The organism is Nocardia pseudovaccinii NBRC 100343 (assembly GCF_001613225.1).
Lineage (GTDB): Bacteria > Actinomycetota > Actinomycetes > Mycobacteriales > Mycobacteriaceae > Nocardia > Nocardia pseudovaccinii.
The window spans coordinates 1-20,786 of record NZ_BDBY01000332.1 but is presented as its reverse complement, the minus strand read 5'-3'; the positions used below and the strand labels follow the sequence as shown (position 1 = coordinate 20,786).

Here is a 20,786-nt window from a genome sequence, read left to right as displayed (position 1 = left end):
TTCGTGGTGCAGGATCGTCAGGCCCGGGAGAACCAGGTGACCTGGGCGCCGTTGCCGAACTCCCGGCGCTCGGTCGGCCTGAACAGGGTCGGGTTGAAGGCACCCGAGAAGGCGGATATGCCGCCGCCCGCGACGACCGGATAGCTCTTGACGATCATCTCGTCGAGTTCGTCGAGCAGCGCCCCGGCCAGCTTGCCGCCGCCGCACAGCCAGATATCGCCGCCCGCTTCGGCTTTCAACCGTCGCACCAGCCCGACCGGATCGCCCGCGACCACCTCGACCCGCGGATCATCGATCGGGCCGAGGGTGCTCGAAATGACGTACTGCCGCATATGCGCGTACGGACTGGTGACCCCCTCGGACAGCGCGGGCTCATAGGTCGCGCGGCCCATCAGCACGGTGTCGAACCGCTTACTCGGTTCGTCCACCGCCATCCCGACGTGTGCCCGCACCTGGCGCGGCACGAAGTCCGGATACTGCCCCGTGATCCAGGTCGCCATCTCGGCGTCGAGCGGATAGAAGTCGAACTCCCCTGCCGGACCGGCGATATAGCCGTCGAGCGAGACGGCCACGTAGTAGACGAGTTTTCGCATATCAATACCGCCTGATCCGTTGTACTCTAACTGAAGTGGTTTGAAGGTAGTACTACAGATGGAGTGGTGTCAAGTGCGGACGAATCCGGAGCGGCGGCAAGCGCTGCTGGATGCGGCGATCGAGGTGTTGGCGAAGGAGGGGGCGCGCGGGCTCACCTTTCGAGCGGTAGACAAGGAGGCCGGGGTGCCCGCGGGTACGGCGTCGAACTACTTCGCCAATCGTGACGACCTGTTGACCCAGGTGGGCGGGCGGTTCTACGAACGGTTGACGCCGAGCGCGGCGACCATGGCCGACCTCGCGACGGGCCCGAAGACGCGAGCGCATATCACCGAGCTGATGCGCGAGACGGTCAGTCGCATCGAGGCCTTCCGCACCGGCTACCTGGCCATGCTCGAGCTGCGCCTGGAGGCGACGCGGCGACCGGAGTTGCGGGCGGTCATGACCGAGGCAGTGCGCGCGGATCTCGATTTCAATGTGCGAAACCATCTCGAAGCCGAACTGCCCGGCGACGAAAACTCGGTGATCCTGCTGTATCTGGCGCTGAATTGGCTGATCGTGGACCGGCTGACGCTGCCGGGAATCTTCACCGAGACACAGAGCCAGGAGCTGATCGAGGCCGCGGTCGATCGACTCGTCGGCAACGAGTGAAACGCCGCGTAGTACTGGGAACCCTTGTGACGCGCGTCACCGTCATTCGATAATGGGGCGATGATGGCGAATGTCGGAGACCGGCTCCTCGTACACGGCCACGTTGTGGGACAGAGTGATCGCCACGGCGAAATCGTCGAAGTCCGCGGGCCTCAGGGCGCACCGCCGTATGTGGTGCGATTCGATGACGGGCACGAATCGCTCGTCTACCCGGGCCCGGACGCGATCATCGAACCAACGCCGCACTGAGCCGCCGCACCCAACGGGCCCGCTCGCCGCGGGCCCGTTACCCCCTGCGCGGCCGCAGATGCGAATACCTTGCGCACGATCGACTTACGCCCCGTCAGCTCCTACGGCAAGTCCACTGGACCGGCGATATCGCGATTCGTTCGAAAATACTGAACCGTAACTTGTTCTCGCCGTACATAATCGACCGTGATCCCCCCGAGATATGCGGCCGATGTGGCTTCGGGCACTGCCCGCTCAGTTGACTTGCGAATGTGTCGCTGGGCACAATTTGCCGATGTAGTTGGGCGGGGGCGGAGGTATGGAATGCGTACAAAGACCGATATCCGTTTCGTCGTCGACGCCGATCCCGAGCAGGTAATGGATGCACTGGCCGCGGTCGAGATGCTCCCGGAGTGGTCGACCTCCTACAGCGACGCCCGGGTCGCGAGCCGCGACGACAACCTGCGACCGCGCCGGGTATTCGTCAAAGCGGAGCTGATGGGCGGCTCGGATCTGCAGGTCCTGGAGTACGAATGGACCGAGACTCGCTCGTCCTGGGAGGTGGCCGACAGCACCCGAGGGGTGAAGGGCGGCGGCTGGTTCGAGGTCACCGAGGGCGAGCAGGGCGCCGACGTCTGGTACCACGTCGAGCTCTACATCCCGATCCCCGTGCCGGGCATGCTGGTGAGCCGGACCATGCGTCGCTCGAACGAGGCGGTCGTGCAGAACTTCATCGAGTTCGCTGAGGGCTTCACCGAGAACGAGAACTATCAGGCCGTGTAGGAACGCACCTGTCGCATTCGGATGCGACGATGTGAACCATGATCGGTTCCAAACGGGCACGCCTGCTGCCAACGGCCGAGGATGCGTCGGTAACTCAGCTCGAGTTGTTCTTCGACCTGGTGCTCGTCTTCGCGTTCACCATGGTCACCGGCCTGGTCGCACACGACACCAGCGCCAAGAACATGCTGCGGGCGGTGCTGGTACTCGCCGTCATGTGGTGGCTGTGGATCGCCTACTCCTGGCTGGGCAATGTGGTGCGCGCGGACGAGGGCATCGCGCGCGTCGGCATGTTCATCGCGATGGGCGGCGGTTTCCTTGCGGCACTCACCATTCCGGAAGCATTCGAGGATCTGCGCGGCGGCTGGTTCGGCCCGCTGGTCTTCGCGATCGCGTATCTGATCGTGCGCCTGGTGCACCTGGGCATGTTCTTACTGGCCAGCGCCGAGGATTCGCAACTGCGCAACCAGGTGCTGCGCTGGAGTCTGGGCTCCATCACCATCGGCACCACACTGCTCGTCATCGCCGCGATGACCTCCGGGACGACGCAGATCGTGCTGTGGATCGCCGCGATCGTCGGCGATATGGGGTGGACCCTGCTCGCAGGCGAGGACTGGCGATTGAATTCAGCCCGCCATTTCTCCGAACGCTACGGGCTGATCGTCATTGTGGCGCTGGGTGAATCGATCGTCTCGATCGGCATCGGCGTTGCCGGACTGCCCATTTCGTGGCCGATCGCGGTCGGATCCCTGCTCGGACTCGCGGTTTCGGGTCTGCTGTGGTGGGCGTACTTCGATGTGGCGGCGTTGTCGGTGGAGCACGAGTTGCAGCACGCCGAGGGCGAGCGGCAGATCAAGATCGCCCGAAACTCCTACACCTTCTGGCATTTCCCGATGATCGCCGGGATCATCGGTCTCTCGCTCGGACTGAAGAAGGTGCTCTACTACGTCGGCGACGAATCGGCGCACAGCCTGAAGGACGCGCTGTCCGGGATACCGCTGTTCGCGCTGTACGGCGGTGTGGTGCTGTATCTGATCGCATTGGTCGGGTTCAAGCAGTACGCGACCGGGAACGTCACGGTGCCGCGCCTGGTGGCCGCCGGACTGCTGCTCGCGCTGACTCCGGCGGCCTGCGCGCTACCCGCGCTGGCCTCACTGGGACTGCTGTGCGGTGTGCTGGTGCTGCTGATCGTCTGGGAGACAATGCGTTACGCGGCGCCGCGCGACGAGATCAGGCACGCGGCACACGGCTGAGGTGGTAGCGCACGGTCTGTTCGTGCGGCGTCGGGCCGTAATTGGACGGCGCGACGCGCACCCCGGCGTGCACGGCGTCTCGGATCTGATCCACGTTCTCGCGGATCATGTCCGAGACCAGTTCGTCCGTGCGCGGATCCGCCAGCACCTGGAAGACGATCCGGAATGTGGTGTCGGCGACGAGCCGGATGATCTCGTCGTGGAACGGGATGTAGCGGACCCGACCGGCCTGCGGATCGTTCTTGATGAGTTCGAGGATCATCTCGTCCATTTCGGCGCGGTTCTCCTCCAGCGCCGCCGCGATATTGCGGGTGTAGTGGCCCGTGCGCAGCACCTGCGCGACCTCGTCCATGATGGCGATGGTCATGGGGCGCTTGATGACATCGACGATGGTCGTCACGAACCGGTTCACCACCGCGGCGGTCACGCGATCGCCGAGGGCCCGATCGGCGACCCGGCCGAGCCGGACCGCGATCACCACGATCCGCAGTAACCGGAACCCGCGGAAGAACGGGCTGGTCACCGGGATCATGCCGAGCACTTCGTACCAATAGACGAACGGGAACGTCCACGGCCAGCCCGCGCGGCGCCAGCGCCAGAGGAATTCGGCGGCGAATATCGCGCAGACCGAGTAGTCGAGGACCACGATCACGCGGTAGGTGTGCGTGGAGACCTCGAAGAAGCTGACCCAGGTGACCAGCACGACCGAGACGATCGCCAGCGCCAGCATCACCAGATCTGACCACAGCGCGGGCGGCTTGCGTGGAAAATCCAGCTTCGGTCCGTCGTCGAGGCCGGGCGTGGTCGGCCTGGTCGGTGTTGCCACGTGAGGATCCCTTCGACGCCGAACGGTCCCGCCGACAGTAATACGCGCCGCGCCGGGCTACTTCCCAGCGCGGATGATCGCCCCGATATTGCGTTCGGCCAGTGCGGTAATGGTGAGCGAGGGGTTGACCGTGCCGGTGCTGCCCGGGATGGCCGCACCGTCCATCACGTACAGGCCCGGATGACCGTGCACGCGACCGTTGCCATCGGTTGCCCGCCCGAGCACCGCACCACCCAGTGGGTGCGCGGTGAACAGCGCGTTCGCGTCGTAACCGAGTGCGCCGTATTCGACGAGGGCATTGGAACGTTCGGCGATCCGATGATCGACCGCGCGGGCGGCGGCCACGATATCGTCGCGGTTCCCGGTCGACCAGGACAGTCCGACCGTATTGCGGGCACGGTCGTAGCCGAAGCGCGCGCGAGCCGGATCGAGCACCATGCCCAATGAGGCGAGCGCGCCGGTCTCGAACGGAATGCCGGGGATGTACCAATTTTCCAGCGTGAGCGGCACCGCGGATTCGTCGAGGATCCGGCTCGCGCTCGGCACGCCCTGACCGAAACCGGCCAGCTCGCTGGCGCCGCGAGCCAGCACCACATCGCCGTTGGTGCCCCAGCCGTCGCCGATGTGCTCGTTGAGGTTCGGCAGTGCGCCGGTGGCCTGGGCCCGCACCAGCAGCTCCGAGGTACCGACCGAACCCGCGCCGAGGAACAGGCGGTCGCAGGTGATGGTGCGGGTGCCGATCACGTCGCCGGTCGGCGAAAGTTTTGTCACGGTCACCGAATAGCGGCCGCCGGATTCCTGCGCGATGGCGTCGACGCGGTGCCCCGGATAGATGGCGGACTTTCCGGTGTCCTCGGCGTAGCGCAGGTAGTTCTGGTTCAGGTCGAACTTCGCGCCGTTGGAGTTGCCGAGATTACTGCGCGCCACCGTCGCGGAAGGCCTTGTGGTACCGGCGATTTCGCCGCGAAGCACATCCCAGTTGAAGATCGAGTCATTGGCGACCGGCTGATAGCCCGCCCTGCGCACCTGCTCGTCCCAGGCCCGCGAATGCGCGAACGGTGAAGCGGCGTACAGGTCCGCCGGAATAGGGCTGAGCCGCAACATCTCCCGCACGCGCGGGTAATAGACGCGCTCCATTTCGCCGTAATCGACGGTGCCGCCGAAGACATGGTCGAAGAAGCGGCGCTCGGGCGCGACCATCGCACCGGAGAAGATGACCGAACCGCCGCCGACCGCCGCCGCCCGCCACACATCGATGCCCGGGTACTGGGTGCAATCGAGCACCCCGCCGAAGTTGGCGAAATGCGTCGGCACCTTGGTGACACCGGTGAAGTTGGTGCGATGCCAGAAGCCGCGGCCGTCGGGCAGATCGTCACCGGTGAAGATCTCGCGCCACGGATCGTTCGGCCAGCGCGAACCGCGCTCCAGCACGGTATTGGCGATGCCGGCCTCGGCCAATCGCAGTGCGGTGACCGAAGCGCCGAAGCCGGAGCCGATGACGATCGCGGGCGAATGCTCGGGCGGATCGGGAAGCGGCGCAAAGATTTCCGGGACCCACATGCGGAAAAGGTTGTCCCACATCGGATCTGCGGCATCGGCTGTCGCCCTGCCAAGTACGGTTCCCGCGACACCCAGCATCGCGGCCGCACCGGCTGCCTTGAAAAAGGCACGTCTGTGCACCCTGGCCACCTCCCTCATCACGCATGGCCGAGCGCAGACTACCGGGATTCGGGAGTCCTGAACAGTGGCGGCGGCAGGAATGCGGGCGATCTTGGTCGAGCGGTTTCCGGTACTGGCGTTTCAGTCGGCGAACGGGGCCTCGTCCGGCTTGCAGGTTGCGCCGGGCGCGGGGAGTTGCAGGTCCACGAGGTAGTGCTCCTGGAGTCTGCCCGCGCAGTCGCTCACCACCAGGTGCCCGTAACCGCCCTCGACGATCACCAGCCTGGCATTGACCAACTCCTGCTGCGCCCGGCGGGCGGCCGTCAACGGGGTGACCGGATCGAAGCGGTTGTTGAACAGCAGAGCTGGCTTATCCGAACGCAGAATCCACGGACCGGTGATGCGCTGCGGATACCCCCCGGCCGATGCGGGCCAGGCACCGCAAGCCTGTCTCAGGTACAACCACATGGCACCGTAATGCGGTGCGACACTGGAAAGTTCGGCTGCCATGGCGGGCCAGTGCTCGGGTTCGCGGCCAAAGCTGTTGTCCGCGCAGGTAATTGCGATGAAGGAGTCGAGGAAATCTTCGGTGAACCCGCCCGCATCAAGAATCTGTTGTACGACATCGGGATTGCCCGCCGGGCCGCGCTCCAGTTCGGTGAGAAGTTCGGCCAGCGCGGGCCAGCCCTCCTTGATGTCGTAAAGCATGGTGGCGTGTGCGGGCAGCACCTCGGTGAGCGTTACCGCGCGGGTGTGCTCACCCTGGCCGACCACGATGGGACCCTGGTGCAGGCGGTCCAGCACGGCGTCGTTGCGGACGCGCAGTGCGGCGGCATCGGTTTTGGCCGGGCCCGCGAACACACAGCGCGGCTGTCCCGCCTCGGCACACAGCCGCAGGAACTCCGCGAGTACCTCCTCGGTGCCCGCCGCGGAGTCGGCGATCTGGGCGCGCGAATCGTTGGTGTAGGCGTCCGGGTCGATCATCGAGCCGAGTTGCAGTGCGCGGACCCGGTCGCCGAACAACGCGCCGTAAACCTCGCCCAGATAGCTCGCGTAGGAACCGCCCGTGTAAGTCATGGTCGCCTCGCCGACCGCGCGGCGCAGCAGATCCAGATCGCGCGCGGCATCGACGGTGGTGAGGTGCGCCAGCAGCTCCGGGCTGTGCGCGGCGCAACCGGCGGCCAGTTCGCGGGCGTTGCGCGCGGCGGCGGCCTCCTGTTCGGCATTCGCAGGCGGGAGCAGTATGCCGGACCAGAACCGGTGCTGCTCTTCGGAATTCGCGAAACAGCGCACCTGACCGCTGCGGCCGATGCCGCGCTGATCGAAGGTGATCACATCGAATCGGCGGGCCACCTCACCGGCTGACAACTCACCGTGACTCGCCCATTTCAAGCCCGAGCCGCCGGGTCCGCCGACCGCGCTGAACAGGGTGCCGATGCGGCGGTCCTTATCCGCGGCCGGTTGTTTGACGACGGCCAGCGACAGCGTGGCACCGTTGGGCTGCGCGTAGTCGATCGGGACCGCGGCCGTCGCGCACTGATACTTGCTCAACTCCGTTTCGGGGCACTGCGCCCAATCGAGTTTCGGAGTCGGCGCCGCATCGGCCTGCGCGACCAGTTCGGCGACCTGCGTAACCGCGGCACTGTGCCGAGAGCACGAAACCAATGACGGCACCAATACGGCCGCCAGTGCCAATCCGACGATCTTCCACCCGCGCATAACGATCATCCTGCGTTGCGGACCCGACCGCCGTCGTCCTCCTTTGGGACCAATCCCGCTGCGCGACAAGTGCGACCGCACTAGGGGTTTCGCATCTCGAGTGCCACGTACATCCTTCGTCTACGTCATCAGCAGTCGGACGACGGCAATGCTGCCCACCACGACGATCACCGCGCGCAATGCGGTGGGCGGCATCCGCCTGCCCATCTTCGCGCCGAGCTGACCGCCGATGATCGAACCGACCGCGATCAGCGCGGCGACCCGCCAGTCGACATCGGCGATCATCGTGAACACCACTGCGGAAACCGCGTTCACCAGCAGACCGAGCACATTCTTGACCCCGTTGAGCCGCTGGATGTCCTCGTGCACGAACACCCCGAGCAACCCGATCAACAACACACCCTGGGCCGCGCCGAAATAGCCGCCGTAGATGCCGCACAGAAATATCGCGACGTACAGGATCAGGCCACCGTGTTCCGGCGCCGGACCCGCATCGGCCGCGCGGCGCTGCTTCACCCAGCGCGCCAACCGCGGTTGGACCACGACCAGGATCAGCGCCGCGATGATCAGCACCGGCACGATCGCCTTGAAGGCCGCGGCAGGCAGAATGAGCAGCAGGATCGCGCCGGTGGTGCCGCCGAGCAGGGACGCGCTGCCCAGCCGGACCAACCTGGCCCGCTGGCCCTCGAGTTCGCGCCGATAGCCGTACGCCCCGCTGACGCCACCGGGGACCAGACCGATGGTGTTCGACACGTTCGCCGTGACCGGCGGAATCCCGAAGGCGAGCAGCGCCGGGAAGGTGATCAGGGTGCCCGAGCCCACAATCGTGTTGATGCCGCCCGCCGCGATGCCCGCGCCGAAGACCGCCAGTTGTTCCAGCCAAGTCATTTGAACCTACCTCCAGCCGGTCGGAACGCTAATCGTTACGTCGGATGACCGGACGATGGGGACCGGGCTTTCGGCAGTGCGCCGGGGCACGGTAAACTCGCCGACATCATGCAGCGGGCACTTCTTCTCGGCCGCCGCGACGGGGTCTGATCGGACTGGCCTCCCGTCGCGGGGTTCTGCCGTGCCGGTCGACCCGATAACTGGGATCCACCACACCCTGGAGAAAATCGCATGTCCCCTGCTGACGCCTTTGTATCCGGCTCGCGCACCATTACGGCACCGAGCAAGCCCGCCCCTGCCGACCAGCCCGCCTGGAACCGGCAGAAGAACTCCTCCATGCCAACGTTCCGCTACCGGCCCTTCGCGGAGGAGGTCGAGCCGATCACGCTGCCCGACCGCACCTGGCCGGACAAGATCATCGACCGCGCGCCCGGCTGGTGCGCCGTCGACCTGCGCGACGGCAACCAAGCCCTGATCGACCCGATGAGCCCGGCCCGCAAGCGCCGCATGTTCGACCTGCTGGTGCGGATGGGTTACAAGGAGATCGAGGTCGGCTTCCCGTCGGCCAGCCAGACCGATTTCGACTTCGTCCGCGAGATCATCGAGGACGGGGCGATTCCCGACGACGTCACCATCCAGGTGCTGACCCAGTGTCGCGCCGAACTGATCGAGCGCACCTTCGAGGCGTGCGCCGGTGCGGCCAATGTGATCGTCCACTTCTACAACTCGACCTCGGTCCTGCAGCGGCGTGTGGTGTTCCGCGCGGACCAGGCGGCGGTGAAGAAGATCGCGACCGATGCCGCGACGCTGTGCCTGGAGGTCGAGCAGCGCTACCCGGACACCAACTGGCGCTACGAGTACAGCCCGGAGTCCTACACCGGCACCGAACTGTCCTACGCCAAGGAGGTGTGCGACGCGGTCACCGAGATCATCGCGCCCACCCCCGACAAGCCGATGATCATCAACCTGCCCGCGACCGTCGAGATGGCGACCCCGAATGTGTACGCCGATTCGATCGAGTGGATGAGCCGCAACCTGGCTCGCCGCGATTCGATCGTGCTGTCGCTGCATCCGCACAACGACCGGGGCACCGCGGTGGCCGCCGCCGAGCTGGGCTACCAGGCCGGTGCGGATCGCATCGAGGGCTGCCTGTTCGGCAACGGTGAGCGCACCGGCAATGTCTGCCTGGTGACGCTGGGGATGAATCTGTTCTCCCGCGGCGTGGATTCGCAGATCAACTTTTCCGATATCGACGAGATCCGCCGGACCGTCGAATACTGCAACCAGCTGCCGGTGCACGAACGCCACCCCTACGGCGGCGACCTGGTCTACACCGCGTTCTCCGGTTCGCATCAGGACGCGATCAACAAGGGCCTGGACGCGATGAAGGCCGCGGCCGACGCCGCCGAATCCGATGTCGACGACATCGTCTGGGAGGTGCCGTACCTGCCGATCGACCCGAAGGATGTGGGCCGCACCTACGAGGCCGTCATCCGGGTCAACTCGCAGTCCGGCAAGGGCGGCGTCGCCTACATCATGAAGACCGACCACGGGCTGGTGCTGCCGCGCCGACTGCAGATCGAGTTCTCCCAGGCGATCCAGAAGATCACCGATGGTGAGGGCGGCGAGGTTTCGCCCAAGGAGATGTGGGATGTCTTCGCCGACGAGTACCTGAGCCCGATCCGGCCGCTGGAGCGGATGCGCCAGAAGGTCACCGCATCGGAGACCGACGGCGGCGTGGACTCGATCGCCGCGGTGGTCAAGGTCGACGGCGTCGAGCAGGAAGTCACCGGCGCGGGCAATGGACCGCTCGCCGCATTCGTCGACGCGATCGCGACGGTCGGATTCGATGTGCGAGTGCTGGATTACTCCGAGCACGCGATGTCCGCGGGTGACGACGCGCAGGCCGCGGCGTATGTGGAGTGCGCGATCGGCGACAAGGTGGTGTGGGGTGTCGGCATCGCCACCTCGATTACCACCGCGTCGCTGCGGGCAGTGGTGTCGGCGGTGAACCGGGCGCACTGAGCGCTCGAGTCGATCCGAGTACTTCGGCTCAGGCCGGAGAGTACGGTGGGAATCGGGCGCCCAGCGGTGACATTTTGTTGCCGACCCGGGCGCCCGGCTCTCGATCTTGCTGTTGGACAGCGTTTTCGAGTTACGGCTGGTCGCCGTGCTTTATGCGGCGTGGCGGCCGTGTATACCACGGCGCGGGGCCGAGTACCCCGTGCTAGCGTTGATTCGCACTTCAAGCGCCGAGCTCTCTGCTCGAATTCCCGAGCAGATGGGGGAACTGTGACAACTAACGACCACAACCCGACTTCTCCGCCCTGGCTGCAGAGTCATTCGGTGGACACGGCCGAGGTCACCACCGACTCCTCGGCGCCGGACGAAACAGCCGAATCCGTACCCGTGGACGCGGAGCCCGCGACCGACGAGCACGAGACCGCCGAGGTCACCGAACAGTCTGATGAGTCCGAACAGTCGGAGCCGGGACAGTTCACCGGATATCCAGGCGGCCCAACGGATCAGAACAGCTACCCGCAGGCCGGAGTTCCGCAGCAGCAGTACGGACCGCCCGAAGGTTTCGCGCCGCCCGGAACGCCGTACAACACAGGTCAATTCGCGCAGCCGTATCAGCCGGGTCCCGGCCAGAGCGGTAACCATCCGGTGCAGCCCGAGCCGTCCTATGGCGAATATCGCCAGGAGATCGGGCCCGATGGGCTGGTCCGGCGGGTCCCGGTGGAAAGCCAGGCCGAGCCGCCCATTTACAGCTGGGCGCCGCCTCCGCCGGTGCAGCAGCCGCCGATGTATCAGCAACCGCCCATGCAACAGCCCCCGATGGGGCAGCCGCCCATGGGGCAGCAACCGCTGCCGTATGCCGAACAGGGGCCGGGCACCGGTCTGATGCCGTATGGCGAGCAAGGGCCGGGCACCGGGATGGTGCCGTATACCGAACAGGGGCCGCCGCCGGGATGGCAAGGCGGCCCGCCGAATACGCAGCAGCCGTTCCAGCCGCAGCATGTTCCGCAGCCGGGTCAGCCGGGACACTCGGTCAATGACCTGAACCTGCTCAAGCGGGCACGCAAAGCGCCGCGCAGTGGTTGGCGACGCGCGGTGCACAAGGCCTCCGGCGGCATGATCAATCCGGGTGAGTCCGCGGCGGATGTCGTCTACCGCGATCTCGTCGACCGGGTGAATCAGCCGGTGCGCGGGGACTATCGGATCGCGATCCTGTCGCTGAAGGGCGGCGTCGGCAAGACCACGACAACCGTCGGGCTCGGATCGACGTTCTCCTCGCTGCGTGGTGACCGGGTCATCGCGATCGACGCCAATCCCGACCTCGGCACGCTGGCGCATCGGGTGCCGCGGCAGACCCGCTCCACCGTGCGCAACCTGCTCGAGGATCACCACATCACCAGGTACTCCGATGTCCGGGCGCATACGTCCCAGGCACCGAGCCGACTGGAAGTGCTTGCCAGCGAACAGGATCCGGCGGTTTCCGAGGCCTTCAGCGAGGCCGATTACCGCCAGGCCATCGGCATCCTGCAGTCGTTTTACAACATCATCCTCACCGACTGCGGCACCGGCCTGATGCATTCGGCCATGGCCGGTGTGCTCGATATGGCCAGCTCGCTGGTGCTCGTGACCTCACCTGCCATCGACGGCGCCCGCAGTGCCTCGGCCACCCTGGACTGGCTGGACCACCACGGCTACGGCAAGTTGGTCGAGCGAACGGTGGTGGTGGTCAACGCATCTCGCCGCGGCGCCTCCACCGTCGACCTGGACCAGCTACGCAAACTGTTCCTCGACCGCACCCGCGCGGTCCAGGTGGTGCCCTTCGACGACCACCTCGCCGAGGGCGCGGAGATCGATCTGGAACTGGTGAGCAAGCCGACCCGGCGTGCCCTCCTGGAACTGGCCGCCATGGTCGCCGACGATTTCGGCTACATCGGCTCCCAGCAGTACCGGCCCGGCCCGCACAGGCACCACTAGCTTTCGAAACCCTTGCGGCCCCGAGCACTTGCCGGGGCCGCATCCGGGTCCGAAATCTGCTGCCGTACCCGGAATTCAGCTGTCGCATAGCGGCTGGAACCCTCGCGCAAGTTGCAGCCTCTGTGACAGCGCCACACGGTGTGCGCCAACAGATTCCACCGCGCGGGCACAACATTGCCGCCGTGATCAGCGGACCTCCCCGAAGTCCGGCTGGCGCACAGGTAGTGAGGCGGCACATACGGTGCAGCCTCTGCGAGGTGGTGATCACGTGTGCGACAGCAGGCTGCCCGGGGTGGGCTATTCGGCGGCGATTTCGGCGGCGGCGGTGTGGAAGGCCTGCATGACGGTGGCTATGGCGGGGCGGGTGGCGGCGTGGGGGCGGGTGGCGAGTTCGTACAGGCGGGCGGCGCGCACGCCGGACAGGCGTAGTACGGCGAGGTTCGGGTGTGCGACGGCCCAGCGGGGCATGAGGGCGACGCCGTAGTTCGCGGCCACGAGGGTTTCGATGACGCGGAAGTCGTTGAGGCGCTGGGCAATACGGGGTTGCACGCCGGTCATGGTCGCGATGGAGCGCAGCACGTCGTCGACCGGGAAGCCGCCGCGGACGCTGAGCCAGGTCTCCTCGGCGAGTTCGGCCGGGGTCACCTCGGTGCGGGTCGCGAGCGGATGGGTCGGTGCGACAACGACATCGGTGGGTTCGCGCATGATGACCGTGGTGCTGACGCGAGGGCCCGCGATGCCCGGCGAGCGCTCGTCGCGGTGGGTGAGGACGATGTCGTAGTCGGCGAGCAGCCGCGGCACTGCACTCGGCGGCAGGTCCTCGTCACGGGCGACGACCTCGACACCGCTGTCGGCCAGCGCGGGCAGCACCCGCGGCAGCAGCAGCGCCGCACCGGACGGGAACAGCGCGACTCGAACCCGGCCACGCGCGGACCCGCGATAGTGCGCCATCTCGGCCACCGCACGGTCCATCGCGGCAAGCACCTCGTCAGCGCGCACGACAAGCGCCTGCCCCGCATCGGTCAGCCGAACCCGCCGCCCATCGGGCTCGAGCAACGCGACGCCAGCCTCCTTGGCAAGCACCTTGAGCTGCTGGGACACCGCCGAAGGAGTCATCGAAAGCGCCTCGGCCACAGCGGCGATCGTCCCGCGATCCGCGAATTCCCGCAGCACCCGCAATCGCTCGACCGCCATCGGCGGCCCGACCCGCACGTTCTCAGGCGCCTGCGACATGCGCCGCTCCTATAGCCGGTAGCGAGGCTGCGACCGCCGGGGTTCCCGCGCCGCCCGATTGCGCACCCGCAGCATGCACCAATACAGCCGCCGAAGGAAACCCTGCGACCAACGCCATGGCTGACGCCAATGCCGCGACATACACCGCCCCCGCACCCGACTGTAAGACTGCGACCGCTGGCATTCCCGCTGCGCCCGATCGCGCACCTGCGGCATGTGCAAACACAGTCAACAAGGACGATGCTGCGACCGGTGCCGTTGCTGGCGGCGACGCCGCGACCTGCACCGCTCTTGTACCCGGCGGTGAAACTGCGAGCCCTGCCGTTTCCGCACCACCCGACAGCGCCCTGGCAGCGTGCGCCGACCTCGCAACATGCGCCCGTCCTACAGCTTGCAGCGAGGCCGAGGTCACTGGCGTTCCCGCACCGCCCGATGATGCCCCGGCAGCACGCGCCGACACCGCAGCCGACGGCCACGCTGCGACCGGGGCAGTCGCAGGCAGCGACGCCACAGCGTGCGCCCCTCCTGCGCCCGGCGGTGAGACTGCGAGCCCTGCCGTTTCCGCGCCGCCCGACAGCGCCCTGACGGCGCGCGCCGACTTCGCAGCATGCAGCGAGGCTGCGGTTGCTGCCTTTCGTACGCCGCCTGATCGCGCACCCGCAGCATGCACCGACACGGCGGACTGCGGTGCCGTGATCAGGGCCGTCGCGGGTGCCGACGCCGCGATGTTCCCACAGTCGCTGATGTCGGGCACCGATCGCGAATCGTCGGAGTGCAGGCGTGAGGCCTTCGGGAAACCATTAAGCGATGCTACATCGATAGTGCATATTTATTCGATTGTTCTTATTGGTTTCATTACCGACGATAAGGAACGTGACCAATCGTGACCGCTTGCTCGGGCTTACCGTTGTCCTGCTCTGGGGGCTGAACTTCATTGCTATTCGGGTGGGGCTGGACCACTTTCCGCCGTTCTTCTTCGCTGCGCTGCGGTTCGTGGTGATCGCGGTGCCGGTGCTGGCGTTCGTGCCGCGACCGAAGGTGCCGCTGCGGTGGTTGCTGCTGTATGGGATCGGGTTCGGGATTCTGCAATTCGCGTTCCTGTTCACCGCCATGCGCGCGGGCATGCCGACCGGGTTGTCCTCGCTGGTGCTGCAATCTTCTGCGCCGTTCACGGTTGTGCTGGGTGCGCTGTTCCTGCGGGAGCGGTTGCGGGTGACACAGTCGCTCGGCATCGGCGTCGCCGTTGCGGGCATCGTGGTGATCGGGCTCGATCGCGCACAGCACGCGGCGCTGTTGCCGGTGCTGCTGACGCTGGCGGGCGGTCTCGGGTGGGCCTTCGGCAACATCGGCTCGCGTTTGGCCACGGCCTCCGGCGAGGTCAACCCACTGCATCTGACGCTGTGGATGACCGTTGTGCCGCCGATCCCGATGTTCGCGCTGTCCGCGTTCATCGAAGGGCCGACGACCGGCCTGCATGCGCTGACCGATGTCACGTCCCCCGGCGGTTGGCACGCGCTGCTCGGCCTCGCCTACATCGTCGCGCTCGGCACCATCGCGGGCTCAGGCCTGTGGACCTACCTGATGAGCCGTTACCCGGCGAGCACGGTCGCCCCCATGTCCCTGCTCGTCCCTGTAGTCGGCATCCTCGCCGCCTGGACCGCCTTCGGCGAGGACCCGACGCCGCTGTCACTGCTCGGCGGAGCCATCGTGATCGCGGGCGCGTTCGCGGCGACGAAGGCGGGACGTCGCGATGCGAATACCACAGCGGTGGAACCGGTTTCGCCCGCTACCCCGGCACCGGAGCCGACCCTCGGCAAGCAACCCCGACTGGTGGACGCGTGAGCCGACCGCCAAGCAATCGCCACAGCGGTGCAACCGATCCCGACCGCGCCCCAGCACCAGAGCCGACCCTCGGCAAGCAACCCCGATCGGTGGACGCCCGAGCCCACCGCCAAGCAATCACCACAGCGGTGCAACCGATCCCGACCGCGCCCCAGCGCCAGAGCCGACCCTCGGCAAGCGACCCCGGTTCGAACGGCCCAGAGCTATCGTGCAGGTCCATTTCCGTCTCGCCAACACAGTCTGCGATAGTCAGCCCAGCCCGGCCGCACGCGATTTACCTGCCCCCTTTCGCCAACACCGCCATAACGACGCCCTGACCTGCGAAGTTTGCGTACAACCCCGGTTCCAGAAACCAACTCGACCCGGTCACACCGCCCGGTAGTGTCTGCCCCGCTGTATTCGTGACCTGGTCGAATGCGAGGCCGACCGGGTCCGGCGGTAGGGGTGGGTCGGCTCACCCACAAGCTGCCGCTTTACAGTGTTTGGCGGCGGTAGAGATCGGTCCAAGGGCTTAGGGCAGCAAAGAAGCGCATGGCACATCAACAGTGGACCGTTTCGCGAAGAACGATGCTTCGCGGCACGGTTGCGATGGGGGCAGCAACGGCGGGGGCGCTGACGGCCGGTGGACTGAGACCCGCGCCTGCCGCGGGTGGTCCCGGCGGCGGACGGGTCGCGGTGCTCGGCGGCGGGGTCGCGGGGTTGACCGCGGCACATGAATTGGCCGAGCGTGGATTCCAGGTCACTGTATTCGAGAGACGTGCGCTCGGGGGCAAGGCGCGCAGTATTCCGGTGCCGGGCAGCGGGTCCGGCGGACGGCCGGATCTGCCCGGTGAGCACGGGTTTCGCTTCTTTCCCGGCTTCTATCAACACATTCCGGACACCATGCGGCGAATTCCATTCGCGGGCAATCCGAATGGCGTTTGGGACAATCTGATCGGCGTGCCGGAGGCACGTTTCGCCCGCCGCGGCGGCGATGATTTCCGGCTTCCCCTTGGCCCCAAGGCTCGCACGAATTTCACTCCGGACGCGTTCCGCGAAACGATGGGCGCGGCGATCGCGACCGCCCTGAAAATGCCCGCCGAGGAAGGCGCCTACTTCGCCGATCGCCTGCTGGTATTCAACTCCAGCTGCGACGCCCGGCGGTTAGGACAGTGGGAGCACACCTCGTGGCGCGATTTCGTCGGCGGCCACCAGCGCTCCCACGAATTCCGCGCCCTGCTCTCGCGCACGCTGACCAGCATCATGGTCGCCGCAAAGGAGGATGTCGCCAGCGTCCGCACCATCGGCACCATGGGCGAACAGTTCCTGGGCAACCCCTTCGAAATCGGCAACGACGGCGCGTTGGACCGGGTGCTCAACGGGCCGACCAATTCGGTGTGGATCGATCCATGGGTGCAGCGACTGCGCGACCTCGGCGTGCAATTCGCGCTCGGGGCCGAGGTACGCGGACTCGAGATGCGCGATCGACGGATCGCCTCGGCCCGCATCGTCGATGAAAACGGCGCACAGCGCAGCATCGACGCCGACTATTTCGTGGTCGCGCTGTCCGCCGAACGGGCCCGCGCGCTCTGGTCGCCCGACGTGCTCGAGGTGCGCCCGGAACTGGCCGCGATGGATCGCCTCTTCGTCGACTGGATGAACGGAATCCAGTTCTATCTGCGCAGGCCGATGGACATCTCACACGGTCACACCGCCTATATCGATGCCCCGTGGTCACTCACCTCGATCACCCAGAATCAGCTGTGGACGCGCAAACTCACCGAATTCGGCGACGGCACAGTGCAGGACTGCCTTTCGGTCGATATCTCCGATTGGAACTCCCCCGGCATGCTGTACGGCAAGCCCGCCAAGGAGTGCACGCACGAGGAGATCGCGCGCGAAGTGTGGGCGCAATTGCGGGCGCATCTGAACGACCGCGACGACCTGTTGCGCGATGCCGATCTGCATTCCTGGTTCCTCGATCCGGGCATCAGCTGGCAGGAATCCCAGCGGCGCAATGCCGATGCGGATCCGCTGCTGATCAATACCGCCGGATCGTGGGAGTGCAGGCCGGAGGCCCACGGTGCGCTCGAAAATCTGTTCCTGGCAGGCGATTACGTGCGCACCAATGTCGATCTGGCAACCATGGAGGGCGCCAACGAATCCGCGCGCGACGCGGTCAATGCCATTCTCGACGTTTCGGGTTCGAATGCCGATCGCTGCCGCAAGTTCACCCTCTTCCGTGCCACCGAACTGGAACCGCTGCGCCGCATCGATGCCGACCGCTATGCCGCGGGCCAGCCCAACCTGTTCGACGTGCGAATATGAGTCACATCCCGACGCGGATTGCCATAGAGTGCAAACGTAATCACTGATTTCGTGAGCACATGGGTAACTCGTCGGGTACGCCCAAAGGCCGTCCAGCACGGATCCGACGGCCCGGAACGGGAGTCTCCACGTGCTCGACGACCGGCAAGAGTTCCGGGGAGGCGGGGGAGCGTATGGGCGAGATCACCGAAACAAATGAGATCACCGACCCGGCCGAGCTGCGGCAGTTACTCGGAGAGGTGATGCCGCGAGCCGCGACGAAGGAGCGCGTCGCACTGCATCCCCGCGACCGCGACTGGATCGCGGCCACCCCGTTCATCGCCCTGAGTACCAGCGATGCCGACGGCAATTGCGACACCTCACCGAAGGGCGATCCGGCCGGATTCGTGAAGGTGCTCGACGACACCACAATCGCCATTCCGGAACGGCCGGGGAATCGCAGGGCCGACGGCTACCTGAATATCCTCAGCAATCCGCACGTCGGGCTGCTGTTCATGATTCCGGGCCGCCGCGAAACGCTGCGCATCAACGGCCGGGCGCGCCTGGTTCGCGACGCACCGTATTTCGACGACATGGTGGTCAAGGGCCATCGGCCGATCCTGGCGATCGAGGTCGCTGTCGAGCAGATCTTCTTCCACTGCGCCAAGGCGTTCATCCGCAGTCACCTGTGGGAACCGGAGCAGTGGCCGGTCGACAATCTGCCCAGTGCGGCTCGGCTCGTCAAAGAGGTCCAGACCAATGTGACGGAGTCGGTGGAGGAGCTGGAGCGCTACTACTCGCCGGAAAACTACAACGCCAAGCTGTATTAGACAAACGTAAGAACTGATTTCGTCAGCACATGGGTAACTCGTCGGGTACGCCAAGAACTTGTCGCGTTCTCAACCGTCGGCCCGGTGACCAAGGCTCAACGCACTGACGACCGGCAAAAGGTCCGGGGAGGCGGGGGAGCGGGCCGCAGCGAATGCGCCGCCGGGCAGAACACATAGACTCGCGGCGTGGCAGACATAACGGTGCGTGGGCGACTCGCGCTGCGGGCGGCGGCGGCAGCGTCGTGGGCCTCGCAGAAGGCGGGCCGCGGCAAGGGGTCGATGATCGGCGGGCTGATCGCCCTGCAGATCGATAAGACGATCATGGATCAGCTGGGCCGCGGGCGGCGCACAGTGCTGGTGACCGGCACCAATGGCAAGTCGACCACCACCAGGATGACCACCGCCGCACTGAGCACCCTCGGCAAGGTCGCCACGCAGGCCGACGGCGCGAATATGGACGCGGGCATCGTGGCCGCGCTGAGTTCGCACCGCGGGACGCCGCTGGCCGCGATCGAGGTGGATGAACTGCATCTGCCGCACGTCACCGATTCGCTGAATCCGTCCGTGGTGGTCCTGCTGAATCTCAGCCGCGATCAGCTGGACCGGGTCGGCGAGATCAATATGATCGAGCGCAAGCTGCGCGCCGGGCTGGCGCGGCATCCGCAGACCGTGGTGATCGCGAACTGCGACGATGTGTTGGTGACCTCCATTGCCTACGACCACCCGAATGTGGTGTGGGTCGCGGCGGGCAGCGGTTGGTCGATGGATGCGACGAGTTGTCCGCGCAGCGGTGAGCCGATCGTCTGGGAGGGTGCGCATTGGCGCAGCACCGGCACGGATTTCGAACGGCCCGAACCGGATTGGTGGCTGGACGGCGATGAGCTGGTCGGACCCGACGGTGTCCGGCTGCCGCTGAAATTGGCGCTGCCCGGACGGGCCAACAAGGGCAATGCCGCGCAGGCGGTCGCCGCGGCGGTCGCCCTCGGCGCGGATCCGGCGGCGGCGACGACCGCGGCGGGTACGGTGCGCGAGATCGCCGGTCGCTATCGGACGGTGCAGGTCGGCGAGCACGCGGCCCGGCTGCTGCTGGCGAAGAATCCGGCGGGCTGGCAGGAGGCGCTGTCGATGATCGAGCCCGATTCGGCCGGTCTGGTGATCGCCGTGAACGGGCAGGTGCCCGACGGCGAGGATCTGTCCTGGCTGTGGGATGTGCGATTCGAGCACTTCGAGGGCATTCAAGTGGTGGCCGCCGGTGAGCGCGCCACCGATCTCGCGGTGCGCCTGACCTATGCCGGAGTCGAACACACCACGGTGCCGGATCCGTTGCGCGCCATCGCATCCTGTCCGGCGGGACGGGTCGAGGTGCTGGCCAACTACACCGCGTTTCGCGATCTCAACCGCGATCTGGAGGACCGGGCATGACGGAGTCAACTGTACGAATCGGCTTGGTCCTGCCCGATGTGATGGGCACCTACGGCGACGGCGGCAATGCGCTGGTGCTGCGGCAGCGACTGCGTATGCGCGGCCACGACGCCGAGATCGTCGAAATCACCCTGTCCGACCCGGTTCCCGAGTCGCTCGACATCTATACCCTTGGCGGAGCGGAGGATTCGGCGCAGCGCCTGGCCACCCGCCATCTGCAGCGCTATCCCGGCCTGCAGCAGGCCGCCGCGAAAGGTGCTCCGGTACTTGCCATCTGCGCCGCCATCCAGGTGCTCGGCCACTGGTACGAGACGTCCACCGGCGAGCGCGTCGACGGCGTTGGCCTCATCGATGTCACCACCTCCCCGCAGGCCAAGCGCGCCATCGGCGAGGTGACGACCACCCCGCTGCTCCCCGGCCTCACCGCCGCCCTCACCGGCTTCGAAAACCACCGTGGTGGAACCAAACTCGGCGGTGACGCCACCGGGCTCGCGCACGTCACCCGCGGCGTCGGCAACGGTGTGGGCGACGGACTCGAGGGCGTGGTCCAGGGCTCGACCATCGGCACCTACATGCACGGCCCCG

At 66.5% G+C, this 20,786-nt stretch carries 17 protein-coding genes; 11 read left to right on the top strand and 6 right to left on the bottom strand.

Going from position 1 to position 20,786, the window contains the following annotated elements:
• Nucleotides 1-17: 17 nt before the first annotated feature.
• Nucleotides 18-593 carry a dihydrofolate reductase family protein gene (locus NP3_RS37085; protein ID WP_063046382.1) on the bottom strand — a complete coding sequence of 192 codons (576 nt, stop codon included), beginning with the start codon at nucleotides 591-593 and terminating at the stop codon, nucleotides 18-20.
• A 58-nt stretch (nucleotides 594-651) separates the two neighbouring features.
• Between NP3_RS37085 and NP3_RS37080 the strand changes: the two genes are divergently transcribed.
• From NP3_RS37080 to NP3_RS37065, 4 genes are all read left to right on the top strand, one after another.
• The gene (locus NP3_RS37080) at nucleotides 652-1,242 is read left to right on the top strand and encodes a TetR/AcrR family transcriptional regulator (RefSeq protein WP_063046381.1); all 591 of its coding nucleotides are present in this window, start codon (nucleotides 652-654) and stop codon (nucleotides 1,240-1,242) included.
• A gap of 60 nt (nucleotides 1,243-1,302) precedes the next feature.
• Entirely contained in the window at nucleotides 1,303-1,491 is a 189-nt protein-coding gene (locus NP3_RS37075; RefSeq protein ID WP_040686020.1) for a DUF1918 domain-containing protein, read from the top strand.
• 303 nt (nucleotides 1,492-1,794) lie between these two features.
• Complete coding sequence (locus tag NP3_RS37070; protein ID WP_063046380.1) at nucleotides 1,795-2,253, top strand: SRPBCC family protein; 459 nt, start codon at nucleotides 1,795-1,797, stop codon at nucleotides 2,251-2,253.
• Nucleotides 2,254-2,291: 38 nt separating this feature from the next.
• Entirely contained in the window at nucleotides 2,292-3,503 is a 1,212-nt protein-coding gene (locus tag NP3_RS37065) for a low temperature requirement protein A (protein WP_063046379.1), read from the top strand.
• On the opposite strand, the gene NP3_RS37060 is transcribed toward NP3_RS37065, so the two are convergent.
• From NP3_RS37060 to NP3_RS37045, 4 genes are all read right to left on the bottom strand, one after another.
• Nucleotides 3,481-4,329, bottom strand: coding sequence for a hypothetical protein (locus NP3_RS37060; RefSeq protein WP_084509508.1), 849 nt, complete (start codon nucleotides 4,327-4,329; stop codon nucleotides 3,481-3,483). The two genes, NP3_RS37065 and NP3_RS37060, sit on opposite strands and share 23 nt — an antisense overlap.
• 57 nt (nucleotides 4,330-4,386) lie before the next feature.
• Nucleotides 4,387-6,009: a GMC oxidoreductase gene (locus tag NP3_RS37055; protein ID WP_063046396.1), complete on the bottom strand. Its 1,623-nt coding sequence runs from the start codon at nucleotides 6,007-6,009 to the stop codon at nucleotides 4,387-4,389.
• Between the two features lie 120 nt (nucleotides 6,010-6,129).
• A complete protein-coding gene (locus tag NP3_RS37050; protein ID WP_063046378.1) occupies nucleotides 6,130-7,707 on the bottom strand; it encodes an alpha/beta hydrolase in 1,578 nt (525 codons plus the stop codon).
• 120 nt (nucleotides 7,708-7,827) lie between these two features.
• A complete protein-coding gene (locus NP3_RS37045) occupies nucleotides 7,828-8,595 on the bottom strand; it encodes a sulfite exporter TauE/SafE family protein (RefSeq protein ID WP_063046377.1) in 768 nt (255 codons plus the stop codon).
• A 231-nt stretch (nucleotides 8,596-8,826) separates the two neighbouring features.
• On the opposite strand from NP3_RS37045, the gene leuA reads away from it, so the two are divergent.
• Both leuA and NP3_RS37035 read left to right on the top strand, forming a co-directional pair.
• Nucleotides 8,827-10,620: a 2-isopropylmalate synthase gene (leuA, locus tag NP3_RS37040; RefSeq protein ID WP_063046376.1), complete on the top strand. Its 1,794-nt coding sequence runs from the start codon at nucleotides 8,827-8,829 to the stop codon at nucleotides 10,618-10,620.
• Nucleotides 10,621-10,941: 321 nt separating this feature from the next.
• Complete coding sequence (locus tag NP3_RS37035) at nucleotides 10,942-12,588, top strand: MinD/ParA family ATP-binding protein (RefSeq protein WP_245721262.1); 1,647 nt, start codon at nucleotides 10,942-10,944, stop codon at nucleotides 12,586-12,588.
• A gap of 297 nt (nucleotides 12,589-12,885) precedes the next feature.
• Here the strand turns inward: NP3_RS37035 and NP3_RS37030 are convergent, their stop codons facing one another.
• A complete protein-coding gene (locus tag NP3_RS37030; protein ID WP_063046394.1) occupies nucleotides 12,886-13,782 on the bottom strand; it encodes a LysR family transcriptional regulator in 897 nt (298 codons plus the stop codon).
• Nucleotides 13,783-14,694: 912 nt separating this feature from the next.
• Between NP3_RS37030 and NP3_RS37025 the strand changes: the two genes are divergently transcribed.
• The 5 genes from NP3_RS37025 to NP3_RS37005 form a co-directional block, all read left to right on the top strand.
• A complete protein-coding gene (locus NP3_RS37025; RefSeq protein WP_063046375.1) occupies nucleotides 14,695-15,663 on the top strand; it encodes an EamA family transporter in 969 nt (322 codons plus the stop codon).
• A 588-nt stretch (nucleotides 15,664-16,251) separates the two neighbouring features.
• Nucleotides 16,252-17,970 (top strand): hydroxysqualene dehydroxylase, encoded by a 1,719-nt coding sequence (locus tag NP3_RS37020; RefSeq protein WP_084509506.1) that lies wholly within the window; start codon nucleotides 16,252-16,254, stop codon nucleotides 17,968-17,970.
• 173 nt (nucleotides 17,971-18,143) lie between these two features.
• Nucleotides 18,144-18,779 carry a pyridoxamine 5'-phosphate oxidase family protein gene (locus NP3_RS37015; RefSeq protein WP_063046373.1) on the top strand — a complete coding sequence of 212 codons (636 nt, stop codon included), beginning with the start codon at nucleotides 18,144-18,146 and terminating at the stop codon, nucleotides 18,777-18,779.
• Nucleotides 18,780-18,965: 186 nt separating this feature from the next.
• Nucleotides 18,966-20,201 carry a Mur ligase family protein gene (locus NP3_RS37010; protein WP_063046372.1) on the top strand — a complete coding sequence of 412 codons (1,236 nt, stop codon included), beginning with the start codon at nucleotides 18,966-18,968 and terminating at the stop codon, nucleotides 20,199-20,201.
• A partial coding sequence (locus NP3_RS37005; RefSeq protein WP_063046371.1) for a type 1 glutamine amidotransferase occupies nucleotides 20,198-20,786 on the top strand: 589 nt, incomplete at its 3' end. The genes NP3_RS37010 and NP3_RS37005, both read left to right, overlap by 4 nt.